The organism is Streptomyces sp. NPDC001194, from assembly GCF_042896985.1.
Classification (GTDB): domain Bacteria; phylum Actinomycetota; class Actinomycetes; order Streptomycetales; family Streptomycetaceae; genus Streptomyces.
Genome location: NZ_JBIAXU010000001.1, coordinates 871,316 through 892,027 on the forward strand (window position 1 = coordinate 871,316; position 20,712 = coordinate 892,027).

The 20,712-nt window shown below is 72.0% G+C and carries 22 protein-coding genes; 8 read left to right on the top strand and 14 right to left on the bottom strand.

Annotated features, from left to right (window positions below):
* Positions 1–20 precede the first annotated feature (20 nt).
* The 7 genes from ccsB to hemL form a co-directional block, all read right to left on the bottom strand.
* On the bottom strand, positions 21–1,106 hold the full coding sequence (ccsB, locus tag ACFY1T_RS04225) for a c-type cytochrome biogenesis protein CcsB (RefSeq protein ID WP_390786855.1): 1,086 nt from the start codon (positions 1,104–1,106) through the stop codon (positions 21–23).
* The gene (locus ACFY1T_RS04230; protein WP_390786856.1) at positions 1,103–2,800 is read right to left on the bottom strand and encodes a cytochrome c biogenesis protein ResB; all 1,698 of its coding nucleotides are present in this window, start codon (positions 2,798–2,800) and stop codon (positions 1,103–1,105) included. The genes ccsB and ACFY1T_RS04230 overlap by 4 nt, the downstream gene beginning before the upstream one ends.
* A 13-nt stretch (positions 2,801–2,813) precedes the next feature.
* Positions 2,814–3,593 (bottom strand): cytochrome c biogenesis CcdA family protein, encoded by a 780-nt coding sequence (locus ACFY1T_RS04235; protein ID WP_390786857.1) that lies wholly within the window; start codon positions 3,591–3,593, stop codon positions 2,814–2,816.
* A gap of 4 nt (positions 3,594–3,597) precedes the next feature.
* Positions 3,598–4,194 (bottom strand): TlpA family protein disulfide reductase, encoded by a 597-nt coding sequence (locus tag ACFY1T_RS04240; protein ID WP_390786858.1) that lies wholly within the window; start codon positions 4,192–4,194, stop codon positions 3,598–3,600.
* Positions 4,195–4,260: 66 nt separating this feature from the next.
* Positions 4,261–5,499, bottom strand: a complete 1,239-nt coding sequence (locus ACFY1T_RS04245; RefSeq protein WP_390786859.1) for a hypothetical protein — start codon at positions 5,497–5,499, stop codon at positions 4,261–4,263.
* A gap of 75 nt (positions 5,500–5,574) precedes the next feature.
* Complete coding sequence (locus ACFY1T_RS04250) at positions 5,575–6,249, bottom strand: histidine phosphatase family protein (RefSeq protein ID WP_390786860.1); 675 nt, start codon at positions 6,247–6,249, stop codon at positions 5,575–5,577.
* Positions 6,246–7,580 carry a glutamate-1-semialdehyde 2,1-aminomutase gene (gene hemL, locus ACFY1T_RS04255; RefSeq protein WP_390786861.1) on the bottom strand — a complete coding sequence of 445 codons (1,335 nt, stop codon included), beginning with the start codon at positions 7,578–7,580 and terminating at the stop codon, positions 6,246–6,248. Before hemL ends, ACFY1T_RS04250 begins: the two co-directional genes overlap by 4 nt.
* Positions 7,581–7,885: 305 nt before the next feature.
* Between hemL and ACFY1T_RS04260 the strand changes: the two genes are divergently transcribed.
* Entirely contained in the window at positions 7,886–8,323 is a 438-nt protein-coding gene (locus tag ACFY1T_RS04260; RefSeq protein WP_030161262.1) for a hypothetical protein, read from the top strand.
* Between the two features lie 33 nt (positions 8,324–8,356).
* Here the strand turns inward: ACFY1T_RS04260 and ACFY1T_RS04265 are convergent, their stop codons facing one another.
* Positions 8,357–9,370: a serine hydrolase domain-containing protein gene (locus ACFY1T_RS04265; protein ID WP_390786862.1), complete on the bottom strand. Its 1,014-nt coding sequence runs from the start codon at positions 9,368–9,370 to the stop codon at positions 8,357–8,359.
* Positions 9,371–9,495: 125 nt separating this feature from the next.
* On the bottom strand, positions 9,496–10,953 hold the full coding sequence (locus ACFY1T_RS04270; RefSeq protein WP_390786863.1) for an FAD-binding oxidoreductase: 1,458 nt from the start codon (positions 10,951–10,953) through the stop codon (positions 9,496–9,498).
* A 109-nt stretch (positions 10,954–11,062) separates the two neighbouring features.
* On the opposite strand from ACFY1T_RS04270, the gene ACFY1T_RS04275 reads away from it, so the two are divergent.
* From ACFY1T_RS04275 to ACFY1T_RS04285, 3 genes are all read left to right on the top strand, one after another.
* The gene (locus ACFY1T_RS04275) at positions 11,063–12,226 is read left to right on the top strand and encodes a TDT family transporter (RefSeq protein ID WP_390786864.1); all 1,164 of its coding nucleotides are present in this window, start codon (positions 11,063–11,065) and stop codon (positions 12,224–12,226) included.
* Positions 12,227–12,331: 105 nt separating this feature from the next.
* Positions 12,332–12,493: a hypothetical protein gene (locus ACFY1T_RS04280; protein ID WP_234435518.1), complete on the top strand. Its 162-nt coding sequence runs from the start codon at positions 12,332–12,334 to the stop codon at positions 12,491–12,493.
* Between the two features lie 11 nt (positions 12,494–12,504).
* Positions 12,505–13,098, top strand: a complete 594-nt coding sequence (locus ACFY1T_RS04285; protein ID WP_390786865.1) for a disulfide bond formation protein B — start codon at positions 12,505–12,507, stop codon at positions 13,096–13,098.
* A 66-nt stretch (positions 13,099–13,164) separates the two neighbouring features.
* Here ACFY1T_RS04285 and ACFY1T_RS04290 read toward each other — a convergent pair whose 3' ends face one another.
* A complete protein-coding gene (locus tag ACFY1T_RS04290; RefSeq protein ID WP_390786967.1) occupies positions 13,165–14,064 on the bottom strand; it encodes an NADP-dependent oxidoreductase in 900 nt (299 codons plus the stop codon).
* 155 nt (positions 14,065–14,219) lie between these two features.
* Between ACFY1T_RS04290 and ACFY1T_RS04295 the strand changes: the two genes are divergently transcribed.
* Both ACFY1T_RS04295 and ACFY1T_RS04300 read left to right on the top strand, forming a co-directional pair.
* The gene (locus ACFY1T_RS04295) at positions 14,220–14,636 is read left to right on the top strand and encodes a helix-turn-helix domain-containing protein (RefSeq protein ID WP_030864523.1); all 417 of its coding nucleotides are present in this window, start codon (positions 14,220–14,222) and stop codon (positions 14,634–14,636) included.
* Between the two features lie 86 nt (positions 14,637–14,722).
* Positions 14,723–15,472 carry a Mut7-C RNAse domain-containing protein gene (locus ACFY1T_RS04300; protein ID WP_390786866.1) on the top strand — a complete coding sequence of 250 codons (750 nt, stop codon included), beginning with the start codon at positions 14,723–14,725 and terminating at the stop codon, positions 15,470–15,472.
* 20 nt (positions 15,473–15,492) lie between these two features.
* On the opposite strand, the gene ACFY1T_RS04305 is transcribed toward ACFY1T_RS04300, so the two are convergent.
* A complete protein-coding gene (locus ACFY1T_RS04305; RefSeq protein ID WP_390786867.1) occupies positions 15,493–15,993 on the bottom strand; it encodes a hypothetical protein in 501 nt (166 codons plus the stop codon).
* A 154-nt stretch (positions 15,994–16,147) separates the two neighbouring features.
* On the opposite strand from ACFY1T_RS04305, the gene ACFY1T_RS04310 reads away from it, so the two are divergent.
* The gene (locus ACFY1T_RS04310) at positions 16,148–16,483 is read left to right on the top strand and encodes a YnfA family protein (protein ID WP_352216614.1); all 336 of its coding nucleotides are present in this window, start codon (positions 16,148–16,150) and stop codon (positions 16,481–16,483) included.
* A gap of 70 nt (positions 16,484–16,553) precedes the next feature.
* On the top strand, positions 16,554–17,327 hold the full coding sequence (locus ACFY1T_RS04315) for an SDR family NAD(P)-dependent oxidoreductase (RefSeq protein WP_390786868.1): 774 nt from the start codon (positions 16,554–16,556) through the stop codon (positions 17,325–17,327).
* A 19-nt stretch (positions 17,328–17,346) separates the two neighbouring features.
* On the opposite strand, the gene ACFY1T_RS04320 is transcribed toward ACFY1T_RS04315, so the two are convergent.
* The 3 genes from ACFY1T_RS04320 to ACFY1T_RS04330 all read right to left on the bottom strand — a co-directional run bounded on the left by ACFY1T_RS04320 (position 17,347) and on the right by ACFY1T_RS04330 (position 20,525).
* Complete coding sequence (locus tag ACFY1T_RS04320; RefSeq protein WP_390786869.1) at positions 17,347–18,027, bottom strand: polysaccharide deacetylase family protein; 681 nt, start codon at positions 18,025–18,027, stop codon at positions 17,347–17,349.
* Positions 18,028–18,059: 32 nt separating this feature from the next.
* The gene (locus ACFY1T_RS04325) at positions 18,060–19,151 is read right to left on the bottom strand and encodes an MBL fold metallo-hydrolase (RefSeq protein ID WP_390786870.1); all 1,092 of its coding nucleotides are present in this window, start codon (positions 19,149–19,151) and stop codon (positions 18,060–18,062) included.
* Positions 19,152–19,331: 180 nt separating this feature from the next.
* The gene (locus ACFY1T_RS04330; protein WP_390786871.1) at positions 19,332–20,525 is read right to left on the bottom strand and encodes an RtcB family protein; all 1,194 of its coding nucleotides are present in this window, start codon (positions 20,523–20,525) and stop codon (positions 19,332–19,334) included.
* Positions 20,526–20,712: the final 187 nt, after the last annotated feature.

Sequence of the window (20,712 nt, forward strand, 5' to 3'; positions counted from 1 at the left end):
CAGCGTCCCACTCCTGCGCGTCAGACGCCCGCGTACGAGTGCTTGCCGCTGAGCAGGATGTTCACGCCGTAGTAGTTCCAGATCCAGCAGGCGAAGGCGAAGAGCGCGAGGTACGCGGCCTTGCGGCCCTTCCAGCCGGCGGTGGCGCGGGCGTGCAGGTAGCAGGCGTACGCCACCCAGGTCACGAAGGACCAGACCTCCTTGGGGTCCCAGCCCCAGTAGCGGCCCCAGGCGTCGCCCGCCCAGATCGCGCCCGCGACGATGGTGAACGTCCACAGCGGGAACACGGCGGCGTTGATCCGGTACGAGAACTTGTCGAGCGAGGCCGCCGAGGGCAGCCGCTCCAGCACCGAGGTGGCGAAACGGCCCGGCGTGCCGCCACCCGCCAGCTTGGCCTCGTACGAGTCGCGGAAGAGGTAGAGCACCGCGCCGGCCGCGCCGATGTAGAAGACCGCCCCACAGAAGATCGCGGTGGAGACGTGGATCCACAGCCAGTACGAGTGCAGGGCCGGGACCAGCTGGTCGCTGGCGGTGTAGAGCCAGGTGGTGGCGATGCCGAGGTCCAGCAGGACCGTGGTGACCAGGATCAGGCCGAGCCAGCGGACGTTCTTCTTCAGCGCCAGGAGCGCCAGGTACGCGCCGACGGCGACCGTGGAGAAGGTCACCGAGAACTCGTACATGTTGCCCCAGGGGGCCCGCTGCACGGACATCGCGCGGGTCACGACGCCGCCCGCCTCGATGACGAAGGCCAGGGTCGTCAGCGAGACCGCGATCCGGCCGTAGAGGTCGCCGTTCTCGGTGCCGCCGGCCGCGCCGGGACCGTCCGGGACGTCGCGGGTGCCGGCGGCGGAGCGGGTGACGACCTTCGGCTTGTCGAGGACCGCCGTGCCTCCCTTGGCGCGCACCTGCACGGCGGGGGCGTCGGCCACCGCGGCCTTGGCGCCGGTCAGCGCCGCGGCGGTACGGCCCACCTTGCTGCGGCTGCCGAAGGTCCACTCGGCGATGTGCGCGAAGAAGGCGAGCATGTAGACCGCCATCGACGAATAGATCAGGTAGTTGCTGATCTGAGCCAAATTCTCGTTGACTTCGGCTGCGAGCGGCGTCATCCGCGCTCCCCTTCGACAGTTGCCTTGACAGGTTGGTCGGGCGCCGTGGGCGCCTGCTGGTGGAGGGCGGCGGCGAGCTGCCCCAGCTCCTCGGGGAGCTTGGCCGACTCGCTGCGGCCGAGGCCCGCCATCTCGACGACGGTCACGCCGTCCTTGCCGGCCACCGCGCGCACCCAGACCCGGCGGCGCTGGATGAACAGGGACGCGGCCAGGCCGCCGATCGCGGCGATCGCGCCCCCGAGGGCGAGCCCGCTGCCGGGCTGCCGGGTGATCGAGAAGGTGGCCCAGCGCTCGATGCCCTCGAACTTAACGGTGCCCGCGCCGTTCGGGAGCTCCATGGTCTCGCCGGGCAGCAGCCGCTTCTTGAACAGCTGCCCGTCGGCGTCCTTGTACTCCTGCATCTTGGAGGTGTTCAGCTGGTACACGTTCTGCGGCAGGCCCGAGTCGACCCCCAGGCTGCCGTGGTAGGCGCTCAGGGCGAGGACCGGGAACTTCAGGTCCGGGAACTGGGAGAGCATCGTGCCCTTGCCCTCGCCGGCGAAGGTCGGCACGAACATGGCGTTGAAGCCGAGCTGCTCCTTCTTGCCGTCCTTGTCGCGGTAGCCGTCCGGCACCTTGACCGCGCCCGAGGAGCTCAGGTTCGAGTCGAAGGGCAGCATCGGCACGGCGTCCTTGTAGATCACCTTGCCGGTCGGGTCGGTCACCGAGATGACCGGCGCGTAGCCGTGGCCGAGCAGGTAGACCTTGGACCCGTCGACCTCCATCGGCTTGTTGACCTGGATCTCGCGCTTCTGCGGGGCGCCGTGCGCGCCGTCGCTGAAGGTCACGTACGCCTTGAAGTCGCGCGCGGTGCCCTTCTGGGGGCCGTTCTCCTCGTACGTGGCGTCGAACTTGTCGAGCGTGAAGGAGAAGGGCGACAGGTCGTCGGGGTCGAACCAGCTGCCGTACTTGAAGTCGTCGTACTGGGTCAGCGTGTTCGCGAAGCCCTTGCCGCGCAGGACGAGCTTGCCGCCCTCGGACTTGAACAGCTGGCCCCAGGCGAACGCGATCAGCATCACGATCAGGGCGACGTGGAAGAGCAGGTTGCCCGCCTCGCGCAGGTAGCCCTTCTCCGCCGCGACGGCGGAGGTGCCCGCCTCGGTACGGAACCGGCGCCCGCCGAGGATCGTCTTCGCCTGCGCGAGGACCTCGTCGGGGGACTTCTCCGTGCGCCACGTCGCGTACGCGGGCAGCCGGTCCAGGCGCCTCGGCGCGCCGGGCGGGCGGCCGGTGAGCTGGCCGACGAACTGCCAGGTGCGCGGGACGATGCAGCCGATCAGCGAGATGAACAGCAGCAGGTAGATCGCGGAGAACCACACCGAGCTGTAGACGTCGAAGAGCTGGAGCTTCTCGGCGGCCGGGACCCAGAAGGAGTGGTCGTCCTTCCACTTGGCCACCTTCATCGCGTCGACCTGGTTCTGCGGTACGAGCGAGCCGGGGATGGAGCCCAGGGAGAGCAGGAAGAGGAGGATCAGCGCCACCCGCATGGAGGTGAGCTGCCGCCAGAACCAGCGGATCCAGCCGATCACGCCGATGCCGACGGGACCGCCGGTGTCCTCCGCGGGGGCGGTGGACAGCTGCGCGCCGGCGGCCGCTTCCGCGGCGTCCTCGGACGGGTTCTGCGCCTCGGTGGACGCCTTGTCTGTCGTACTCATGTCCGTGTAGTCCTCAGATCCCCACCGTGAAGCCTTGGGTCCAGATGCGCATGTCGTCGACGATGTCGGCCCACAGGCCGGTGACGAGCAGCAGGCCGGTCAGCACCAGCATGCCGCCGCCGATCCGCATCACCCATGCATAGTGCTGCTTCACCCAGCCGAAAGCGCCGAGTGCCTTGCGGAAGGCGATCGCGGCGAGGATGAAGGGCAGGCCCAGCCCCAGACAGTAGGCGACGGTCAGCAGCGCCCCCCGGCCGGCGCTGGCCTGGTCGAGGGAGAGCGTGCTGACGGCGGCGAGGGTGGGGCCCATGCAGGGGGTCCATCCGACGCCGAACAGCACGCCGAGCAGCGGTGCGCCGATCAGGCCCGCGGTCGGCTTCCGGTGGAAGCGGAACTCCCGCATCGTCAGACCCGGGATCAGGCCCATGAAGAAGAGGCCGAGGACGATCACCAGACCGCCGAGGATCCGGGAGATGATCTCGCGGTTCGCCTGGAGCGTGCCCCCGAAGTACCCGAAGAGCGCGCCGGTCGAGACGAACACGGCCGTGAAGCCGAGGATGAACAGGCCCGCGCCGGCCAGCATCCGGCCGCGCCGCGCCTCGGCGAGGTCGGCCCCGCTGATGCCGGTGACGTACGAGAGGTATCCGGGGACCAGCGGCAGCACGCAGGGCGAGAAGAACGAGACGAGTCCGGCGAGGACCGAGATGGGCACTGCCAGCATCAGGGCCCCGTCGAGGACCGTCGTGTTCACGCCGGTCGGCTCGGCGGCCAGGGTGAGGAGCTCGGGGACCACTCGGTCACTGCTCCGCGAGCACGGGGTCGATCATGGAGCGCAGCTGCTGCTCGTTGATCGCGACGAGCGTGCGGGCGGCGATCCGGCCCTGCTTGTCGAGGACGATCGTGGAGGGGATGGCCTGCGGGTTGAGCGTGCCGGCGGGGAAGCGGAGGAGCAGCTTCCCGTCCGGGTCGTACAGGCTCGGGTAGGTGATCCCGAAGTTCTCCTCGAACGACCCGGCGTTCTGCTTGCTCGTGTCGCGGGTGTTGATGCCGACGAACTGCACGTCCTTGCCGGCGTCGGCGAGCTCCTTCGACACCTTCGCGAAGTTCGGGGCCTCGGCGCGGCACGGCGGGCACCAGGAGCCCCACACGTTGAGGACGACGACCTTGCCCTTGAGGGCGGTGGTGTCGAGGGTCTTCCCGTCGACGGTCTCGCCGTCCAGCTTGGGGGCCTCGGTGCGCGCGTCCTTGGCGACGGTGGAGATGCCGCCGGCGCCGGTCACGTAGTTGCCGCCGGAGGAACCGTTCGGCTTGCCGCCGCCGTCGCTGCACGCCGACAGGGTCAGAGCGCTCGCGAGGGTCACCGCGGTGAGCAGGAGAGCACGGCCAATTCTCATGTGAAAAGTTTCGCATGAGCGATTTGCGGATCTTTCCCGCCCCCCGAGGGTTCGCGGAGCCGCTGGTCAGACGGCAGAGAGGTACGCGTTCCAGCCGCCGGCCGGCGACTGACCCGGGGCCAGCTCCTGGAGCCTGGCCAGCAGCTTGGGGTCCTGCACGTCGATCCAGTCGGTGAACTGCCGGAAGGAGACGAGCCGTACGTCCTTTTTGTCCGACATGCCCTTGAGGGCCTCCTCGACGGCATCCATGTAGATGCCCCCGTTCCACTCCTCGAAGTGGTTGCCGATGAACATCGGCGCGCGGTTCGTCTCGTACGCCCTCCGGAAGCCGCCGAGGTAGGAGGCGGTGGCCTGGGTGCGCCAGGCCGGGTAGTTGGAGGGCATGCCCCGGGTGGTGTTCTTCGACTGGTTGGCGAGGATGTTGTAGTCCATCGACAGCACCTCGAAGGAGTGCCCGGGGAACGGCATGGACTGCAGCGGCAGGTCCCAGACGCCCGACTTCTTCGTCGGCCACACCTGGACGCCGCCGGGCGAGGAGGCGTCGTAGCGCCAGCCCAGCCTCTGCGCGACGGGCAGCAGGTTGTCCTGGCCCAGCAGGCACGGGGTCCGGCCGCCGACCAGCTCCTTGCGGTAGTCGAACGGCAGTGGTTCGAGGTCGGTGAAGCCGGTGTTGGTCCGCCAGCCGGTGACGAAGGACACGGCCTGGTCGATCTCGCTCTGCCAGTCGTCCGCGGTCCAGTGGGCCACGGAGCCGGAGCCGCCGCAGAAGTGGCCGTTGAAGTGGGTGCCCACCTCATGGCCGTCGAGCCACGCCTGGCGGACGCAACCCAGGGTGTTGCGGACGTTCTCGTCCTTGAGGTAGCCGATGTCGGAGGCCCCGACCGGGTTGTTCGGCGGCTTGTAGAGGTCCTTCTTCGACTCGGGCAGGAGGTAGAGGCCGGAGAGGAAGAAGGTCATGGCCGCGCCGTGGTCCTTGGCGAGCTTGAGGAAGCGCGGGAACAGCCCGTTGCCGATCTCCCCCGCGCCGTCCCAGCTGAACACCACGAACTGCGGTGGCGTCTCACCCGGCTGGAGCGGTACGGGCCTGGCCGGCTGGTGGGGCTGCGGCCCGGTGTCGGCGGTGGAGCCGTCGCCGATCGGCCGGACGGCGGCCCCCGACGGGGAGGCGCCGGGGCCTCCGGGGGCGGGGCGGCCCGGGCCGCCGTCGGCTCCGCAGCCGACGACCCCGGCCGCGACCGCCGCCGCGCCGAGCCCGAGCACTCCCCTTCGGGTGAAGTCGCGCGTCGTCCTACTCGCATCGCTCATGAATAGTCACATAAACGGACTTTTCAGCGAAGTCGAGGTCCGACGCGGCGTTTCGCCTACGACTTGTACGACTTTTTAGGCGCCGAACGCCTTCGACTTGCCCTTCACGGGCTTCGCACCCGCGAGCAGGTGCGCCGGGACAAGGTCCCGGGCCGGCTCGCTGTAGCCCACCGACACCAGCCGGTCGCCGTCGTACGTGAACGACGTGAGCGAGGCCAGCGTGCACTGCCGGCGCCGCGGGTCGTGCCACAGCCGGCGCTTCTCCGCGAAGCTGCGCACGATCCAGATCGGCAGCTGGTGGCTGACCGCCACCGCCTCGTGGCCGCGGGCCGCGTCGCGCGCCGCCTCGATGGCGCTCGTCATCCGGACGACCTGCTCCACGTACGGCTCGCCCCAGGACGGCCTGAACGGGTTCGTCAGGTGCTTCCAGTTGGCGGGCTTGCGCAGCGCGCCGTCGCCGACGCCGAAGGTCTTGCCCTCGAAGACGTTCTCCGCCTCCAGCAGCCGCGCGTCGCTCGCCACCACCAGACCGTGGTTCTTGGCGACCGGCGCCGCCGTCTCCTGCGCCCGCTCCAGCGGGGAGGAGACCACGTACGTGATGTCACGGTTCTGCAGGTGCTCCGCGACCCGCTCGGCCATCTCGCGGCCCAGCTCGGAGAGGTGGTAGCCGGCGCGGCGCCCGTACAGGACCCCGTCCGGGTTGTGCACCTCGCCGTGGCGCATCAGGTGGACGACAGTGATCTCGCTCATGCGGTGGCCTCCGGGGTGGCCTGCGCGGCGGCGCGGGCGGCGGCGGGCAGCGCTGCCGCGATCCGCTCGACCGCCTGCTCGTCGTGGGCGGTGGAGACGAACCACGACTCGAAGGCCGAGGGCGGCAGGTAGACGCCCTGCGACAGCATCGAGTGGAAGAAGCCGTTGAAGCGGAAGGACTCCTGCTTCTTGGCGTCGTCGTAGTTCTTGACCTCGTCCTCGGTGAAGAAGACGGAGAACATGTTGGACGCGGTCTGCAGCCGGTGCGCCACGCCCTCCTTCGCGAGCGCGTCCGTGACCAGGCCCTGGATCTGCGAGGAGACCGCGTCGACCTTCTCGTACGCGGCCGCGTCCAGCAGCCGCAGCTGCGCGAGGCCGGCCGCGGTGGCGATCGGGTTCCCGGAGAGCGTGCCCGCCTGGTAGACCGGACCGACCGGCGCCAGGTGGCCCATCACGTCGGCGCGGCCGCCGAAGGCAGCGGCCGGGAAGCCGCCGCCCATGACCTTGCCGAAGGTCATCAGGTCGGGCTTGACCCCGTCGACGCCGTACCAGCCGGCGCGGGAGGTGCGGAAACCCGTCATGACCTCGTCGGAGATGTACAGGGCGCCGTTCTCGCGGCACAGGTCCGCAAGACCCTGGTTGAAGCCGGGGGCCGGGGTCACGACGCCCATGTTGCCGGGCGCGGCCTCGGTGATCACGCAGGCGATCTCGCCGGGGTGCGCGGCGAACGCCGCCCGCACCGCTTCGATGTCGTTGTACGGCAGCACGATCGTGTCGCCGGCCTGCGCGCCCGTCACCCCGGGGGTGTCCGGCAGCGCGAAAGTTGCCAAACCGGAACCGGCCGCGGCGAGCAGCGCGTCCACGTGGCCGTGATAGCAGCCCGCGAACTTGACGACCTTGGCCCGGCCCGTGAAACCGCGCGCGAGGCGGATCGCCGACATGGTCGCCTCGGTGCCCGAGGACACCAGGCGGACCTGCTCCACGGGCTCGATGCGGTCGACGATCTCCTCGGCGAGGGCGACCTCGCCCTCGCCGGGCGTGCCGAAGGAGGTGCCGCGGGCGACGGCGGCCTGGATGGCCTCCACCACGGCCGGGTGGGCGTGGCCGAGAATCATCGGTCCCCACGAGCAGACCAGGTCGACGTACTCGCGGCCGTCGGCATCGGTCAGGTACGGACCGGTACCGGACACCATGAACCTGGGCGTTCCGCCCACGGCGCGGAAGGCACGCACCGGAGAGTTCACGCCGCCAGGCGTCACGAGGGACGCGCGGTCAAAGAGAGTCTGCGAGACTTTGGCTTCATACGGGTACGGGTAGCTCACACCAGCCATGGTCTCATCAGGCCGCGACTGACTTGCGGACGGGCGTTTCACCGCGCCGCCCCGGGGGAGGTCACTGCCATGATGATCAGGCTGCGTGGCGGGGGCCGCGGGGCCGGGGCAGGCAAGACCAGTCGGGTGGAGATATGCAACGCGGTGGTGGACCGGGCGAGGGTACGGACGGCCTCGACCCGCAGCGCGCCCGCGAGGCCCGCGAAGCCCGCCGACGGGGCAAGCACCGGCGCCGGGCCGCGGACGCGGCCGATCCGGTACCGGGACCCCTGGAGTCCCCCGACGACCTGCCCAAGGGCCGCGGCATGGGCGTGACGTACAAGTACTTCGGCGCGCCCGACGGCGCGACGGCCGCCCGCGTCCCCGTCACGATGCGCCCGGAGGAGCTCGGCGGCGACGAGCTCGGCATGGGCGGCCTGTTCACCAAGATCAAGCCGGAGACGGTGGCCGCGATGGTCCTGACCGGCATCGAGGGCATACCCCTGCACAAGGTGCCCCCGCTGGAGCTGGTCGTCCTCCATCCGGACTATGCGGTCGTCAAGCTCCCGATGACCGTGGTCGACCCGCTGCGCGGCATCGGCGAGGAGTCGGTCGGCGCGGCCGCCTTCATCTGGTCCACGGTCCCGGACCGGGGCGGGCCGCGCGACGCGTTCAACGTCTACCAGCTGCTCCACGAGTGGCAGGACTTCAGCCACCGCCTGCACGAGGCGGGCCACCAGCCGTACTGCCTGGTCTGGCCCTGACCCGCGTTCCGCCCGGCCGACCCGGTCAGCCGGTCAGCCCGCCGCGAGGAGCTTGTGGGCGCGCTCGCGCAGGGGAGTGATCCGGATGCGCGCCGCGGCGCCGTTGTGGACGGCGTTGGTCACGATGACCACGTACCGGCCGGAGGCGGGGGCCAGGTGGAGACTCGTACCGGTGAACCCGAGGTGGTAGGCCACCGTCCCGCCCTCGTCCAGGATCCAGCCCAGACCCCGCTGCAGGCCCGGCTCGATCTCCGCCTGCGGCACCAGACTCATCCGGAACCACTGCCCGAGCGGGGTCTGCCGCCCCGCGAGCAGGTGCTCGGCGTACGTCGCCAGGTCGGCCGCCGGCGCGAAGACCCCGGCGTGCCCGGCGACTCCGCCCATGATCGCCGCGTTCTCGTCGTGAACGGCTCCCCAGAGCCGGTCGTGTCCTTCCTGGCGTTCGGTCGGCGCGACGCGCGGTTCCTGCCTGACCGGGCCGTACGCGGTGTCGGCCATGCCCAGCTCGGCCCACAGCCCGTCGGCGAGCTCGTCCAGCGGCCGGCCGTGCACGTGGGCGAGGGCCAGGCCGAGCAGGATGTAGCCGCGGTTGATGTAGCGGTGGACGCCGGGCAGGTTCTCCATCAGCTCGTGGCAGATCAGCTCGTGCAGCGGGCGCGCGGTCAGGTCGTAGAGGTCGAAGCGGGTGGCGGCCCGCAGCCCGGAGGTGTGCGAGAGCAGCTGCCGTACGGTCGCCTCACCGCTCGGCATCGCACCGTCCATCGGCGGCAGGAACTCCCGCACGGGCGTGTCGAGGTCGAGGAGGCCATCGTCGACGGCGCGGCCGACGAGCGGCCAGGTCGCGGTGACCTTCGTCAGGGAGGCGATGTCGTAGACGGTGTGCTCGTCGGGGGTGCCGGGGCCGGTGAACGGGGACACGACCCCGGCCGACAGGACGGCCCGCTCGCCGGCGGCCGTACCGCAGACGACCACGCCTCCCGGGGTGGCGCCGTCCGCGACGATCTCGCGCAGCACTTCGTCCAGTGCGGCCTGGTCCATCGGGTTCATCTACGCCTCCGGCTCGCTGGATGGTGATCCCGCCACCCAGCCTGGCCATGGCTTCGCGCGAGCGCCCGTAGCCGCGCCGGAGGCCATCGCGGCAAGACACCCCCCGTGCGCCCGTCACCTGCCCGCTACGTACCCGCCGGCGGGATGTTCTGGTTGAGGCGGAACACGTTCCCCGGATCCCACTCGGCCTTCAGCGCGCGCAGCCGCTCCAGCTTCCGCTCCCGCGAGCCGTAGGCCAGGCGGATGCGCTGCTCGCCCTCGTCCATCAGGAAGTTCACGTACACGCCCGCCTGGTACGGCCGCATCGCGGACCAGAACTCCCGGACCCACCCGCACTCCTCGTCGAAGCCCTCGGGCGTGTCCCTGATGCCGTTGATGTTCAGCATGTGGCCCAGGGAGCGGCCCGAGGCCGCCGTGTCGTCCTCGCCGACCCGGGCGACCGCGCCACCCAGCTGGAACAGCGGGAAACCGCTCTGCGGCGAGGCGATCCGCCCCGCGTACCGCGCCATCACGTCCAGCGCGCCGTCGTCGAGCCGTTCGAGACCGCAGCCCCGGAAGTAGTACCGCCAGCCGTGCGGGAACGAGGCGTCGAACATCGCCTGGTGCGCCAGGTACGGCTTCGGCCGGCACAGGTCGAGCAGCGGCCGCCCGAACTCCCGCACCGGCCGCATCACTTCCTCGCCGGCATCCGGGTCCCCCACCCAGCAGGCGATCACCATCACCACCGGCCGGCCGTGCAGCTCCGGCGGGACCGCCGGCGACGGCGGGGCCTTGCGGTGGATCACGATCGTCGTCAGCTCGTCCGCCGCCCCCGCGATCCACTCCCGGTAGAACCGCATGACCTGCGGCGAGTCCTCCACCGGCCACAGGACCGGCCCGGCGAGCACGGTCGGGCCGACGGGATTGAGCCGGAACGTGAACTCCGTGACGATGCCGAAGTTCCCGCCCGCCCCGCGCATCCCCCAGAACAGCTCCGGCTCGTGCGCCGCACCGGCCGTGACCCGCTCACCGCCCGCCGTGACCAGGTCCACCGACAGCAGCTGGTCCACGCTCAGCCCGTACTTCCGGCTCAGCCAGCCGATCCCGCCGCCGAGCGTGAGCCCCGCGACGCCGGTGTGCGTGACGATCCCCGACGGCACGGCCAGCCCGAACGGCTGCGTCGCCGCGTCCAGATCGCCGAGCAGCGCCCCCGCCCCGACCCGGGCCGTACGGGCCTCGGGGTCGACCCGGATCTCCTTCATCGCCGACAGGTCGATCACCACGCCGCCGTCGCAGACCGAATGCCCGGGGAAACTGTGCCCACCGCTGCGCACCGCGACCGGCGCACCCGTCTGCACCGCCCACTTCAGCGCCGCCACCACGTCGGCGGAACCGGTACAGGGCGCGATCAGGGCCGGATGCCGGTCGATGGCGCCGTTCCAGATCCGCCTGCGCTCCTCGTACGGAGCGTCCCCGGCCCGCACCAGGCCGCCCCGGAAGGACCGCGCCAGCTCGTGGTACGCGCCGTCGTCCAGCCGGACCGGTACGGGCTGCGGTACCGGAGCGGCGGCCGGCGCCGGTACCGGCGCGGTCGAGGCGCCCATGGAACGAGTGTTCCACCGCACGGATATGCGGGCCAGCCGGCACCGTTCGCGCTGGTCAGCACCGATCCACCCGGTTGCGGGGGTGATCGGCCCGGGTCACGGTGAGCACATGGCCGCGCCCCCGCCACCGCCCCCCGCCGGCCTGATCCGGCACCTCGGCCCCAACTGGTACGCCAGCGTGATGGGGACCGCCATCGTCGCCAACGCGGGCGTGGCCCTGCCCGTGCACGTCCGCGGAGCGCACACCTTCAGCCTGGCCTTCTGGGCCCTGTCCGCCGTCATGCTGGCCGTCCTGCTCACCGCCCGCGCCGTGCACTGGGCCCGCCACCCCGACCAGGCCCGGGACCATCTGCTCGACCCGGCCGTCGCCCCCTTCTACGGCTGCCTCTCCATGGCGCTGCTCGCCGTCGGCGGCGGCACGATGCTGGTCGGCAAGGACGTCATCGGCCTGCACGCCGCCGTGGTCGTCGACTCGGTCCTCTTCGTCACCGGGACGGCCGTCGGGCTGCTCGCCGCCGTCGCCATCCCGTACCTGATGGTCGAGAGCCACCGGATCAGGCCCGGCAGCGCCTCACCCGTCTGGCTGCTGCCCCTCGTCGCCCCGATGGTCTCCGCCGCGCTCGGCCCGCTGCTGATCCCGCACCTGCCGCCCGGCCAGTGGCAGCGGGCCCTGCTGCTCGGCTGCTACACGATGTTCGGGCTGAGCATGCTGGCCACGCTGGTGCTGCTGCCCGTCGTCTTCGGGCGGATGGTGACCGGCCCGCGGCTGCCGCTCGTGCTGACCCCGACGCTCTTCCTGGTGCTCGGCCCGCTGGGGCAGTCGGTCACCGCCGCCAACAAGTTCGCCGACGCCGCCCCGGGGGTGGTGCAGGCCCCGTACTCCGAGGGCTTCCGGATGCTGGCCGTGATCTACGGGGTGCCGGTGATGGGGTTCGCGCTGCTCTGGTTCGCGTTCGCCTGCGCGATGCTCGTACGGGCGCGGCGGCTCGGGATGCGGTTCTCGCTGACCTGGTGGGCGCTGACCTTCCCGGTGGGCACCTGCGTGACGGGCGCGGAGGGGCTGGCCCAGCACACGGGCCTGGTGCTGTACCGCTGGCTCGCGGTGTTCCTGTACGCCTTCCTGCTGGCGGCCTGGGCCACCACGGCCTCCCTGACCGTACGCGGCCTGCTGACGGGCGCGTTCGTCCCGGCGGCCCCGCCCGCCGGCGCCGCCGGGACCGCCCAGGGCGCCGCGCCCGCCGCGACCGCCGAGACCGCCGCCGGGCGCCCATAAAGCGCGGTTATGGGCGCATAGGCACGATCCCGCTACCGGCGCGTAGCCCCCGGGCGGAGGGTGGAACCGGAAAGCAAGAGTTCCCCCCGATGAAGCTGGGACACCATGTACACCCTCCTCTTCCTCCTCATCTTCCTGTGCGTCGTGGCGGTGCTGCGGCCCTGGCCGGCCAGGGTCCGGGTGCCGTTGTGGACGGGAACGCTGATCGCCTGCGTGATCGCGTTCCTCCCCCACGTGCTCGACCACACCTTCCACATCGCCCTCTGAGGAGAAGAGCCGTGAGCACCGCATCCACCTCGAACCGGCTGGGCCTCTGGTTCGCCCACGCCTACGTCATCGGCCTGTGCGCCACCCTGGCCGGCGCGTACTTCTTCCAGTTCGGACTCTGGGAGCACCCCTGCCCCATGTGCCTGCTGCAGCGGATGTTCTTCCTGCTCAGCGCGGTGGGCCCGGCCTGGATCATCGTCCGCTCCCGCAAGGGCGCGGTCACCACCGCCGAGTGGGCCGCCGGCTGGGGCTGGGCCGTCGTCTCCGCGCTCGCGGGCAGCGTCGTCTCCGCCACCCAGGTCCTGATGCACATCGTGCCCCCGGACCCCGGTTACGCCGGCGCCCTCTTCGGCCTGCACCTCTACACCTGGGCCCTCATCACCTTCCTGGCCTCCGCCGTCGCCGCCGGGGCCGCGCTGTTCCTGACCCCCCGCTGCGAACCCCTCGACGCGGGGCTCGCCTCCCCCGCCCTGCGCCGGGCCTCGGCCGTCACCTCGGCGGTACTGCTCACCTTCGCCGGCAGCAACCTGCTCGCCTGCTTCCTCCTCCAGGGCTTCGCCTGGCAGATGCCCGGCGACCCCACCGGATACGCCCTGTTCGGCTGAGCCCGGACCGGTGCCGGGCGGCCCGCCGATCCCCCGGTCGGCGGGCCACCCGGTCAGGCCACCCGGTCAGGCCGTGGTCAGGACCAGGCGGCCGCGGGTGCCCGGCTCCGCCAGGCGGGCGTGGGCCTTGACCGCGTCCGCCAGCGGGATCGTCTGCGCGACCCGCAGGGTCAGGGCGCCCGCGTCCACCAGGGCCACCAGCTCCGCCAGGTGCGCGCCGTCCGCCGCGACCTCCTGCTCCACCACCCTGATCCCCCGCTCCGCGGCCGGGCCGGCGTGCGGGCGCAGGCCCACGTACACCCCGCCGTCACGGACGAAGCCCAGCGCCGGCTCCCCCAGTACGGCCGCGTCCAGGACCCCGTCCACCGGCCCGGCCGGAGCGGAGCCGCGCGGGACGAACTGCTCCGCGCCCAGGGACCGTACGAACTCCTCGTCCGACTCCCCCGCCAGGCCCGTCACCACCAGCCCCGCCCGTACGGCGAGCTGCACCGCGAGCGCGCCGACCACGCCCGCGGCTCCGGTGACGAGCACCGACGCCCCCGGGGCCAGCCCCAGCAGCCCCACCGCCCGCGCGGCGGTCAGCCCGCTCAGCGGGAGCCCGGCCGCGGCCACGGCGTCCACGGTGACCGGCGCCGCCGCCACCGCCGAGGCGTCGAGCACCGCGTACTCCGCGTGCGTGCCCAGCGGCTTGACCGGCCCGTAGTGCAGCCCGACCACCCGCTGCCCCACCGACCAGCCGGTGACGTCGGTGCCGACCGCGTCGATCTCGCCCGCCACGTCCCAGCCGAGCCCGAGCCGCGTCCCGGCGCCGCCGAAGACGCCGACGCGGACGGCGCCGTCCACCGGGTTCACCCCGGCCGCCTCGACGCGGACGCGGACCTGGCCGGGCGCCGGACGCGGGACCGGCACCCGCACGATCTCCACCTGCTCGGGCCCGCCGAAGGCGTTGACGACGGCCGCCCGCATGGTCCGTACGCTCTGCTCGTTCTCGCTCATGGTCTCTCCCCGATTCGGTCGGTCTCGTTCGCTCGTTCCTGCTGAGCACTAACCTAGGGAGAGGTACTCTCCTTTCGTAAGTACGTACTCGGAGGTGCGTACCCGACCCGGAAGTGGGGCACCCGATGGCCACCCGTACCGCCGCGGCCCGCCGCGAAGAGGCCCGCTACGCCTACGACGCCTTCCTCAAGGAGTGCCCCACCAGCCAGCTCCTGGCCCGCATCAGCGACAAGTGGGTCGGCCTCATCGTCGCCGCGCTCGCCCAGGCCGAGGACGAATCCATGCGCTACAGCGACCTCGGCCGCAAGATCCCCGGGGTCAGCCAGAAGATGCTCACCCAGACCCTGCGCTCCCTCGAACGCGACGGCCTCGTCACCCGCACGGTCACCCCCACCGTCCCCGTCCGCGTCGACTACCGCCTCACCGGACTCGGCAGCAGCCTCGCCTGCCTCCTCACGTCCGTGAAGCAGTGGGCCGAGAACCACTTCGACGAGGTCAACGCCCACCGCGAGCACCACGACAGGGCCGCGGCCGCCTCCTAGGGGGCGTCCTGCCGATCAGGCCCGGAGCTCAGCGCGCCCCCGTAATTCCCCCGCGGGGCGCCGCCCGGCAGTGGCATGCTGGCCCCGTGAACGGACCAGCCATCGCCCTCACCCTCGCCCCCGAACTGCACGTGTTCGCCGCACCCGCCCGGCGCGGCACGCGTGTGCCGACCACGACCGACGGCGCCTCCAGCCTCGGCCACGTCGTCGAGTCGGCCGGCGTCCCGCTCACCGAGGTCGGCCGACTCCTCGTCGACGGGCGGGAGGTGCAGGTCTCGTACGTACCCCGCGCCGGGGAATCCGTCGAGGTCTTCGGCGTCGAGCGCCCCCAGCACCTCCCGGGCGGCCCCGACGCCCCGCCGCTGCGCTTCCTGCTCGACGTCCACCTCGGCACGCTCGCCCGCCGCATGCGCCTGCTGGGCGTGGACACGGCGTACGAGAACGAGGACATCGGCGACCCCGCCCTGGCCACCCGCTCCGCCGCCGAACAGCGCGTCCTGCTCTCCCGGGACCGCGGACTGCTGCGCCGCCGCGAGCTGTTCGCCGGCGCGTACGTCTACAGCGACAACCCCGACGAGCAACTGCGCGACGTCCTCGGCCGGTTCGCCCCCGCCCTCGCCCCGTGGACCCGGTGCACCGCGTGCAACGGGCCGCTGCGCGAGGCCGACAAGGACAGCGTGGGCGACCGGCTCGAGAGCGGGACGCAGCGCTCGTACGACGTCTTCGCCCAGTGCGCGGCGTGCGAGCGCGTCTACTGGCGCGGCGCCCACCACGCCCGGCTGGAGCGGATCGTCAGCGAGGCCGTCGAGGAATTCGGCGGCGTGGCCACTCCGTAGCGGCCACGCGGCCCGGCCGGTCAGAAGGCGTACGAGTCGCCCGTGTCCAGCGCCAGCACGGCGTGCTGGTTGTTGGACAGGTCGCGGTCGGACGCCCCGCCGTTCCACCAGGTGTCGATCCGGACCACCACCTCCGGCACCGGCTCCTTCAGCTCCAGCAGCAGCCCGATGTGCCGGCCGCGGCCGTGCAGGGGCAGTGCGCCCGTCTCGCACACCACCTCGCGCTGCCCCGCCCGCGCACAGCCCTGCGCCAGCTCCTGCCGGTCCGCGAGGTCCGCCGACAGGCGCACCCGCAGCGTCGCGTTGGGCAGCGCGGCCGGCCCCTCGTTCTGCGGCACCACCCACACCCGCAGCCGCCCCTGCGACAGGGACACCCGCCCGTGGTACGCCAGGTCGGCCTCGGGTCCTCGGCGGGCAGCCGCGCCCGCCCCCGTCCCGGACAGCCCGGACACCCCGAGCACCAGCAAGCCCGCCACCACCACACTCCGTACGGCACCACGGCGCACCGCCACCACCTCCACGCGCGGAGGCTAGTCGGAGCCGTCTCCGACCGGTCGGACCATCACACGAACGAGGGCGAGGCCCTCGCCCAACCGGCGGGCGGCGGCGGGCGGCGGGCGGCGGCAGACGGCGGCGGGCGGCAGGGCCCGGCGGCCCCTGCGTACGCTTCGAGCCATGCTGATCGCCCGCTCCGCCGCCCTGTTCGCCCTCGCCGCCGTCCTGGAGATCGGCGGCGCCTGGCTCGTCTGGCAGGGCGTGCGCGAGCACAGGGGCTGGGCCTGGATCGGCGCCGGGGTGATCGCCCTCGGCCTCTACGGCTTCGTCGCCACGCTCCAGCCCCAGGGCGACTTCGCCCGCGTCCTCGCCGCGTACGGCGGGGTTTTCGTCGCGGGCTCCCTCGTGTGGGGCATGGCCGCCGACGGCTACCGCCCCGACCGCTGGGACGTCGCGGGCGCCCTCGTCTGCCTCGCCGGCATGGCGGTGATCATGTACGCCCCGCGCGGCCGCTGAGGCCCGCCTATGCTGGCGGGTAATCGCCCGTACGCATGACCGAACGACCGAACGACCGAGGAGCCCGCAGATGAGCACGGCCAGCGCCACCGCCAACCGGACCGCCGTAGTCACCGGCGCGAGCAGCGGCATCGGCGCGGCCACCGCCCGGCAGCTCGCCGGCGCCGGCTACCACGTCGTCCTCACCGCCCGCCGCAAGGACCGCATCGAGGCCCTCGCCGCCGAGCTGACGGCGGCCGGCCACTCCGCCGCCGCCCACGCCCTCGACGTCACCGACCGCGCCGCCGTCGACGCCTTCGCCGCCTCCCTCGACCGCTGCGACGTGCTCGTCAACAACGCGGGCGGCGCCATCGGGGCCGAGCCCGTCGCCACCGGCGACCCCGCCGACTGGCGCACGATGTACGAGGTCAACGTCATCGGCACCCTCAACGTCACCCAGGCACTCCTGCCCGCCCTGATCGACTCCGGCGACGGCACGGTCGTGGTCCTGTCCTCCACCGCGGGCCACGCCACCTACGAGGGCGGCGCCGGCTACGTCGCCGCCAAGAACGGCGCCCGCGTCCTGGCCGAAACCCTGCGCCTGGAGATCGTCGGCCTACCGGTCCGCGTCATCGAGATCGCCCCGGGCATGGTCAAGACCGAGGAGTTCGCCAAGACCCGCTTCCGCGGCGACGCCGAGAAGGCCGAGAAGGTCTACGCGGGCGTCGCGGCCCCCCTGACCGCCGACGACGTGGCCGACACCATCACCTGGGCCGTGACCCGCCCCGGCCACGTCAACATCGACCTCCTGGTGGTCCGCCCCCGCGCCCAGGCCTCGAACACGAAGGTCCACCGCGACCTGTAGGGGGCGTCTTGCCGGGCCCCTACGGGACCAGCCCCGCGGACTTCAGCGCGGGCATGAGGGCCGCCGGCTTCAGCCCGGCGGCCTTCGCCGCACCCAGGGCCCGGTCCAGATCCGCGCCCAGCGTCGGCGTGAAGTGCAGCAGCACGATGTCCCCGGCCTCGAGCCGCGGGGTCGGCGGCGGCACATCGGTCCAGGTGGTGAAGTCGTACGTCCACGTGACCAGCGCCTTCACCCCGCACGCCTTGGCCGCTGCCCGCACCTCGTCGTTCACCGCCCCGTACGGCGGCCGCAGCAGCTTCGGCTCCCGCCCGAACGCCGCCGCCAGCCGCTCCCCGGCCCCGCACACCTCGGCGTCCTTCCCGGCGGCGTCGAGGGTGGTCAGATCGGGGTGGTTCACGGTGTGGTTCTCCACCGTCGCCCGCCCCTCGCCGAGCAGCCGGGTGAAGTAACCGGTGTCGTACGAGACCGCACCCGGCAGCAGGAACAGCGAGGCGGGGACCCGCTTGTCGATCAGCGTCCGCGCGGCGGCGGGATCATGCACCCAGCCGTCGTCGACGGTGATGAACACGACCTTCTCGGAGGTCGGCACGTGCGATACGACGGGCGGCAGCCCCACGGGCCGCGCCACGGCGCTCCCCACCGCCCCCAGACCGAGGCCCACAGCAGCAACGACGCCCACGACGACCCGAGATCTCCACATGCCCCCACCCTGGTCTAGACCAACTCCGGGCGTCAATACCCCAGTTGAAGCGGGGGGCGGGACCACAGGGTCTCCGTGTCCGCGTCCATGTCCGCGTCCGCGTCCGCGTCGGCGTCGGCGTCCACGTCGGCGGACTCCGGCCGCAGGCCGAGCTCGTGGAGCTCGTTGACCGCCATCATGGCCGTGAACAGCGCGTTCGGGTTCGCCCCGCCGCCGCCCAGCCCGGCGAAGACCTCCGCGTACCGGCCGGTGAACACGCTCGGCCGCACCGGGCCGTCCCCCGTGGTCAGCTCCAGGGCCGCCGACTGCAGGGCGACGGCCTGGTCCAGCAGGCCGTCCAGGAACGGCACCACGACCCCGGCGCCGCGGCGCACGGCGAAGGTGTGCCCGTCGGTGAGGAGCTCGGCCTGCCCCTCCTCGAAGAGGAGGGCCACGGCGCCGAGCACGGTCTGGATCTTGAGCTGGTCGGCATCGGCCATCGCACCGCAGGCCCCGTTGCCCTCGTCGGACAGGTGGAGGAGTCCGCAGTCCCTCAGGTGCACGATCACGTGCCCGGCACAATGGCCCTGACTGCGCAGCACGCGGACCGCACCGTCGGCGAAGGTCCAGCCGGTGAAGCGCGCCGAGCCGATCCGGATCCGCTCCAGCGGCCGCTCCTCGTAGGTGCGGGCGTTCGCCGCGAAGGGCCGGTACGGCCGGAACAGCGACACCAGCGCGGGGCCCGCGAGTGCGGGAGCGGGCAGCGGCGCCATCCCTTCGACGCGCTCGAAGGCCCGCACCCAGTACGAGGCCGGGTCGCGCATCTGGTCGAGATCGGGCGCGGGCACCCGGTGCTCGACCGGAACGCCGAGCTCGTCGGCCAGGTCGTTGTTGCCCACGTGGTCGGGGTGGCCGTGCGTGGTCAGGACGAGCACCCGGGACCACGGCCCGACCTGGTCCATCGCCTCCCGCAGGGCCGCGCGGAAGGCCTCGGTGACACCGGTGTCGACGACCACGAGGGTCTCGCCGGCCCGGTGCACGAGGGCGTTGCCGACATCCGGCTGCCCGCGCTCGACGTCCAGTTCCTGCCCGAGGACCAGCACGGTCCGCTCGTCGATCCCGATCAGTTCACCGAGCGCGGTCATGGATCCTCCCGCGATCCCGCCGGACCCACCCCGCGACACCCCCTCCGACGAGCGTACGCCGCACCCGGCACGGTGTCCCCGGGAAGCTCCCCCGGCGGGGAGACGTCGAGGACCACACGGAAGGGCCCGGACCGATTCCGGTCCGGGCCCTTCCACTCCCCCGACAACCGCACCCAGGGCTCAGCCCTTGACGCAGATGACCTGCTTGAGCTTGGCCACGACCCGGACGAGGTCCGTCTGCTGGTCGATGACCTGCTCGATCGACTTGTACGCACCCGGGATCTCGTCGACCACGCCCGAGTCCTTGCGGCACTCGACGCCCCTGGTCTGATCCGCCAGGTCGCGCGCCGAGAACCGCTTCTTCGCGGCCGTCCGGCTCATCTTCCGGCCCGCTCCGTGCGAGGCCGAGTTGAACGACTTCTCGTTGCCGAGGCCCTTCACGATGTACGAGCCCGTCCCCATGGAGCCGGGGATGATCCCGTAGTCACCGCTGCCGGCGCGGATCGCGCCCTTGCGGGTGACCAGCAGGTCCATGCCCTCGTACCGCTCCTCCGCCACGTAGTTGTGGTGGCAGCTGATCTCCCGGTCGAAGGAGACCTTCGCCTTGCGGAACTCGCGGCGGATGACCTCCTTGAACAGGCTCATCATCACGGCCCGGTTGTACTTGGCGTACTCCTGGGCCCAGAAGAGGTCGTTGCGGTAGGCCTCCATCTCCGGGGTGGCGGCGAGGAACACCGCCAGGTCCCGGTCGACCAGGCCCTGGTTGTGATCAAGGCTCCGGGCCACGTTGATGTGGTGGTCGGCCAGCTCGTTGCCGATGTTGCGGGAGCCGGAATGCAGCATCAGCCAGACCGAACCCGACTGATCGAGACAAAACTCGATGAAATGGTTGCCGGTTCCGAGCGTTCCGATCTGCCTCTTGGCTCGTTCATGACGGAATTTGACCGCGTCCGCCAGGTGGTCGAACCGCTCCCACAGCCCCGCGTACCCCTCCACCGGGAAGCCGTACAAGCGGTCCGGGTCCACCGGGTCGCGGTGCATGCCCGCGCCCACCGGGATGGCGCGCTCGATCTTCGAGCGGAGGGGGGACAGGTCGCCCGGGAGGTCGTTCGCCGTCAGGGACGTCTTCACCGCCGACATGCCGCAGCCGATGTCGACGCCCACCGCCGCCGGACACACCGCGTCCTTCATCGCGATCACCGAGCCGACCGTGGCGCCCTTGCCGTAGTGGACGTCCGGCATGACGGCCAGGCCCTTGATCCAGGGGAGCGTGGCGACGTTGTGCAGCTGGCGCATCGCGCTCGGCTCCACCGACGCGGGGTCCGCCCACATCCGGATCGGGACCTTCTCTCCCGGCACCTCTACATACGACATAACGCTTCAATCCCCCGAGAACCACAGAAAATTCGTAATACGCAAAAGCCTCGCTCTTAGCCCCAAAACAGACAGGGGACCGGCGCCAGCACCAGCGTGTGCGATAGACATTGTGTTCATCCGCGTCCAAAGCGCGGCAACGCATTTTCCTGACCGCCGGGCGGCCCCGGCCGGTCGAAGGGAGCCA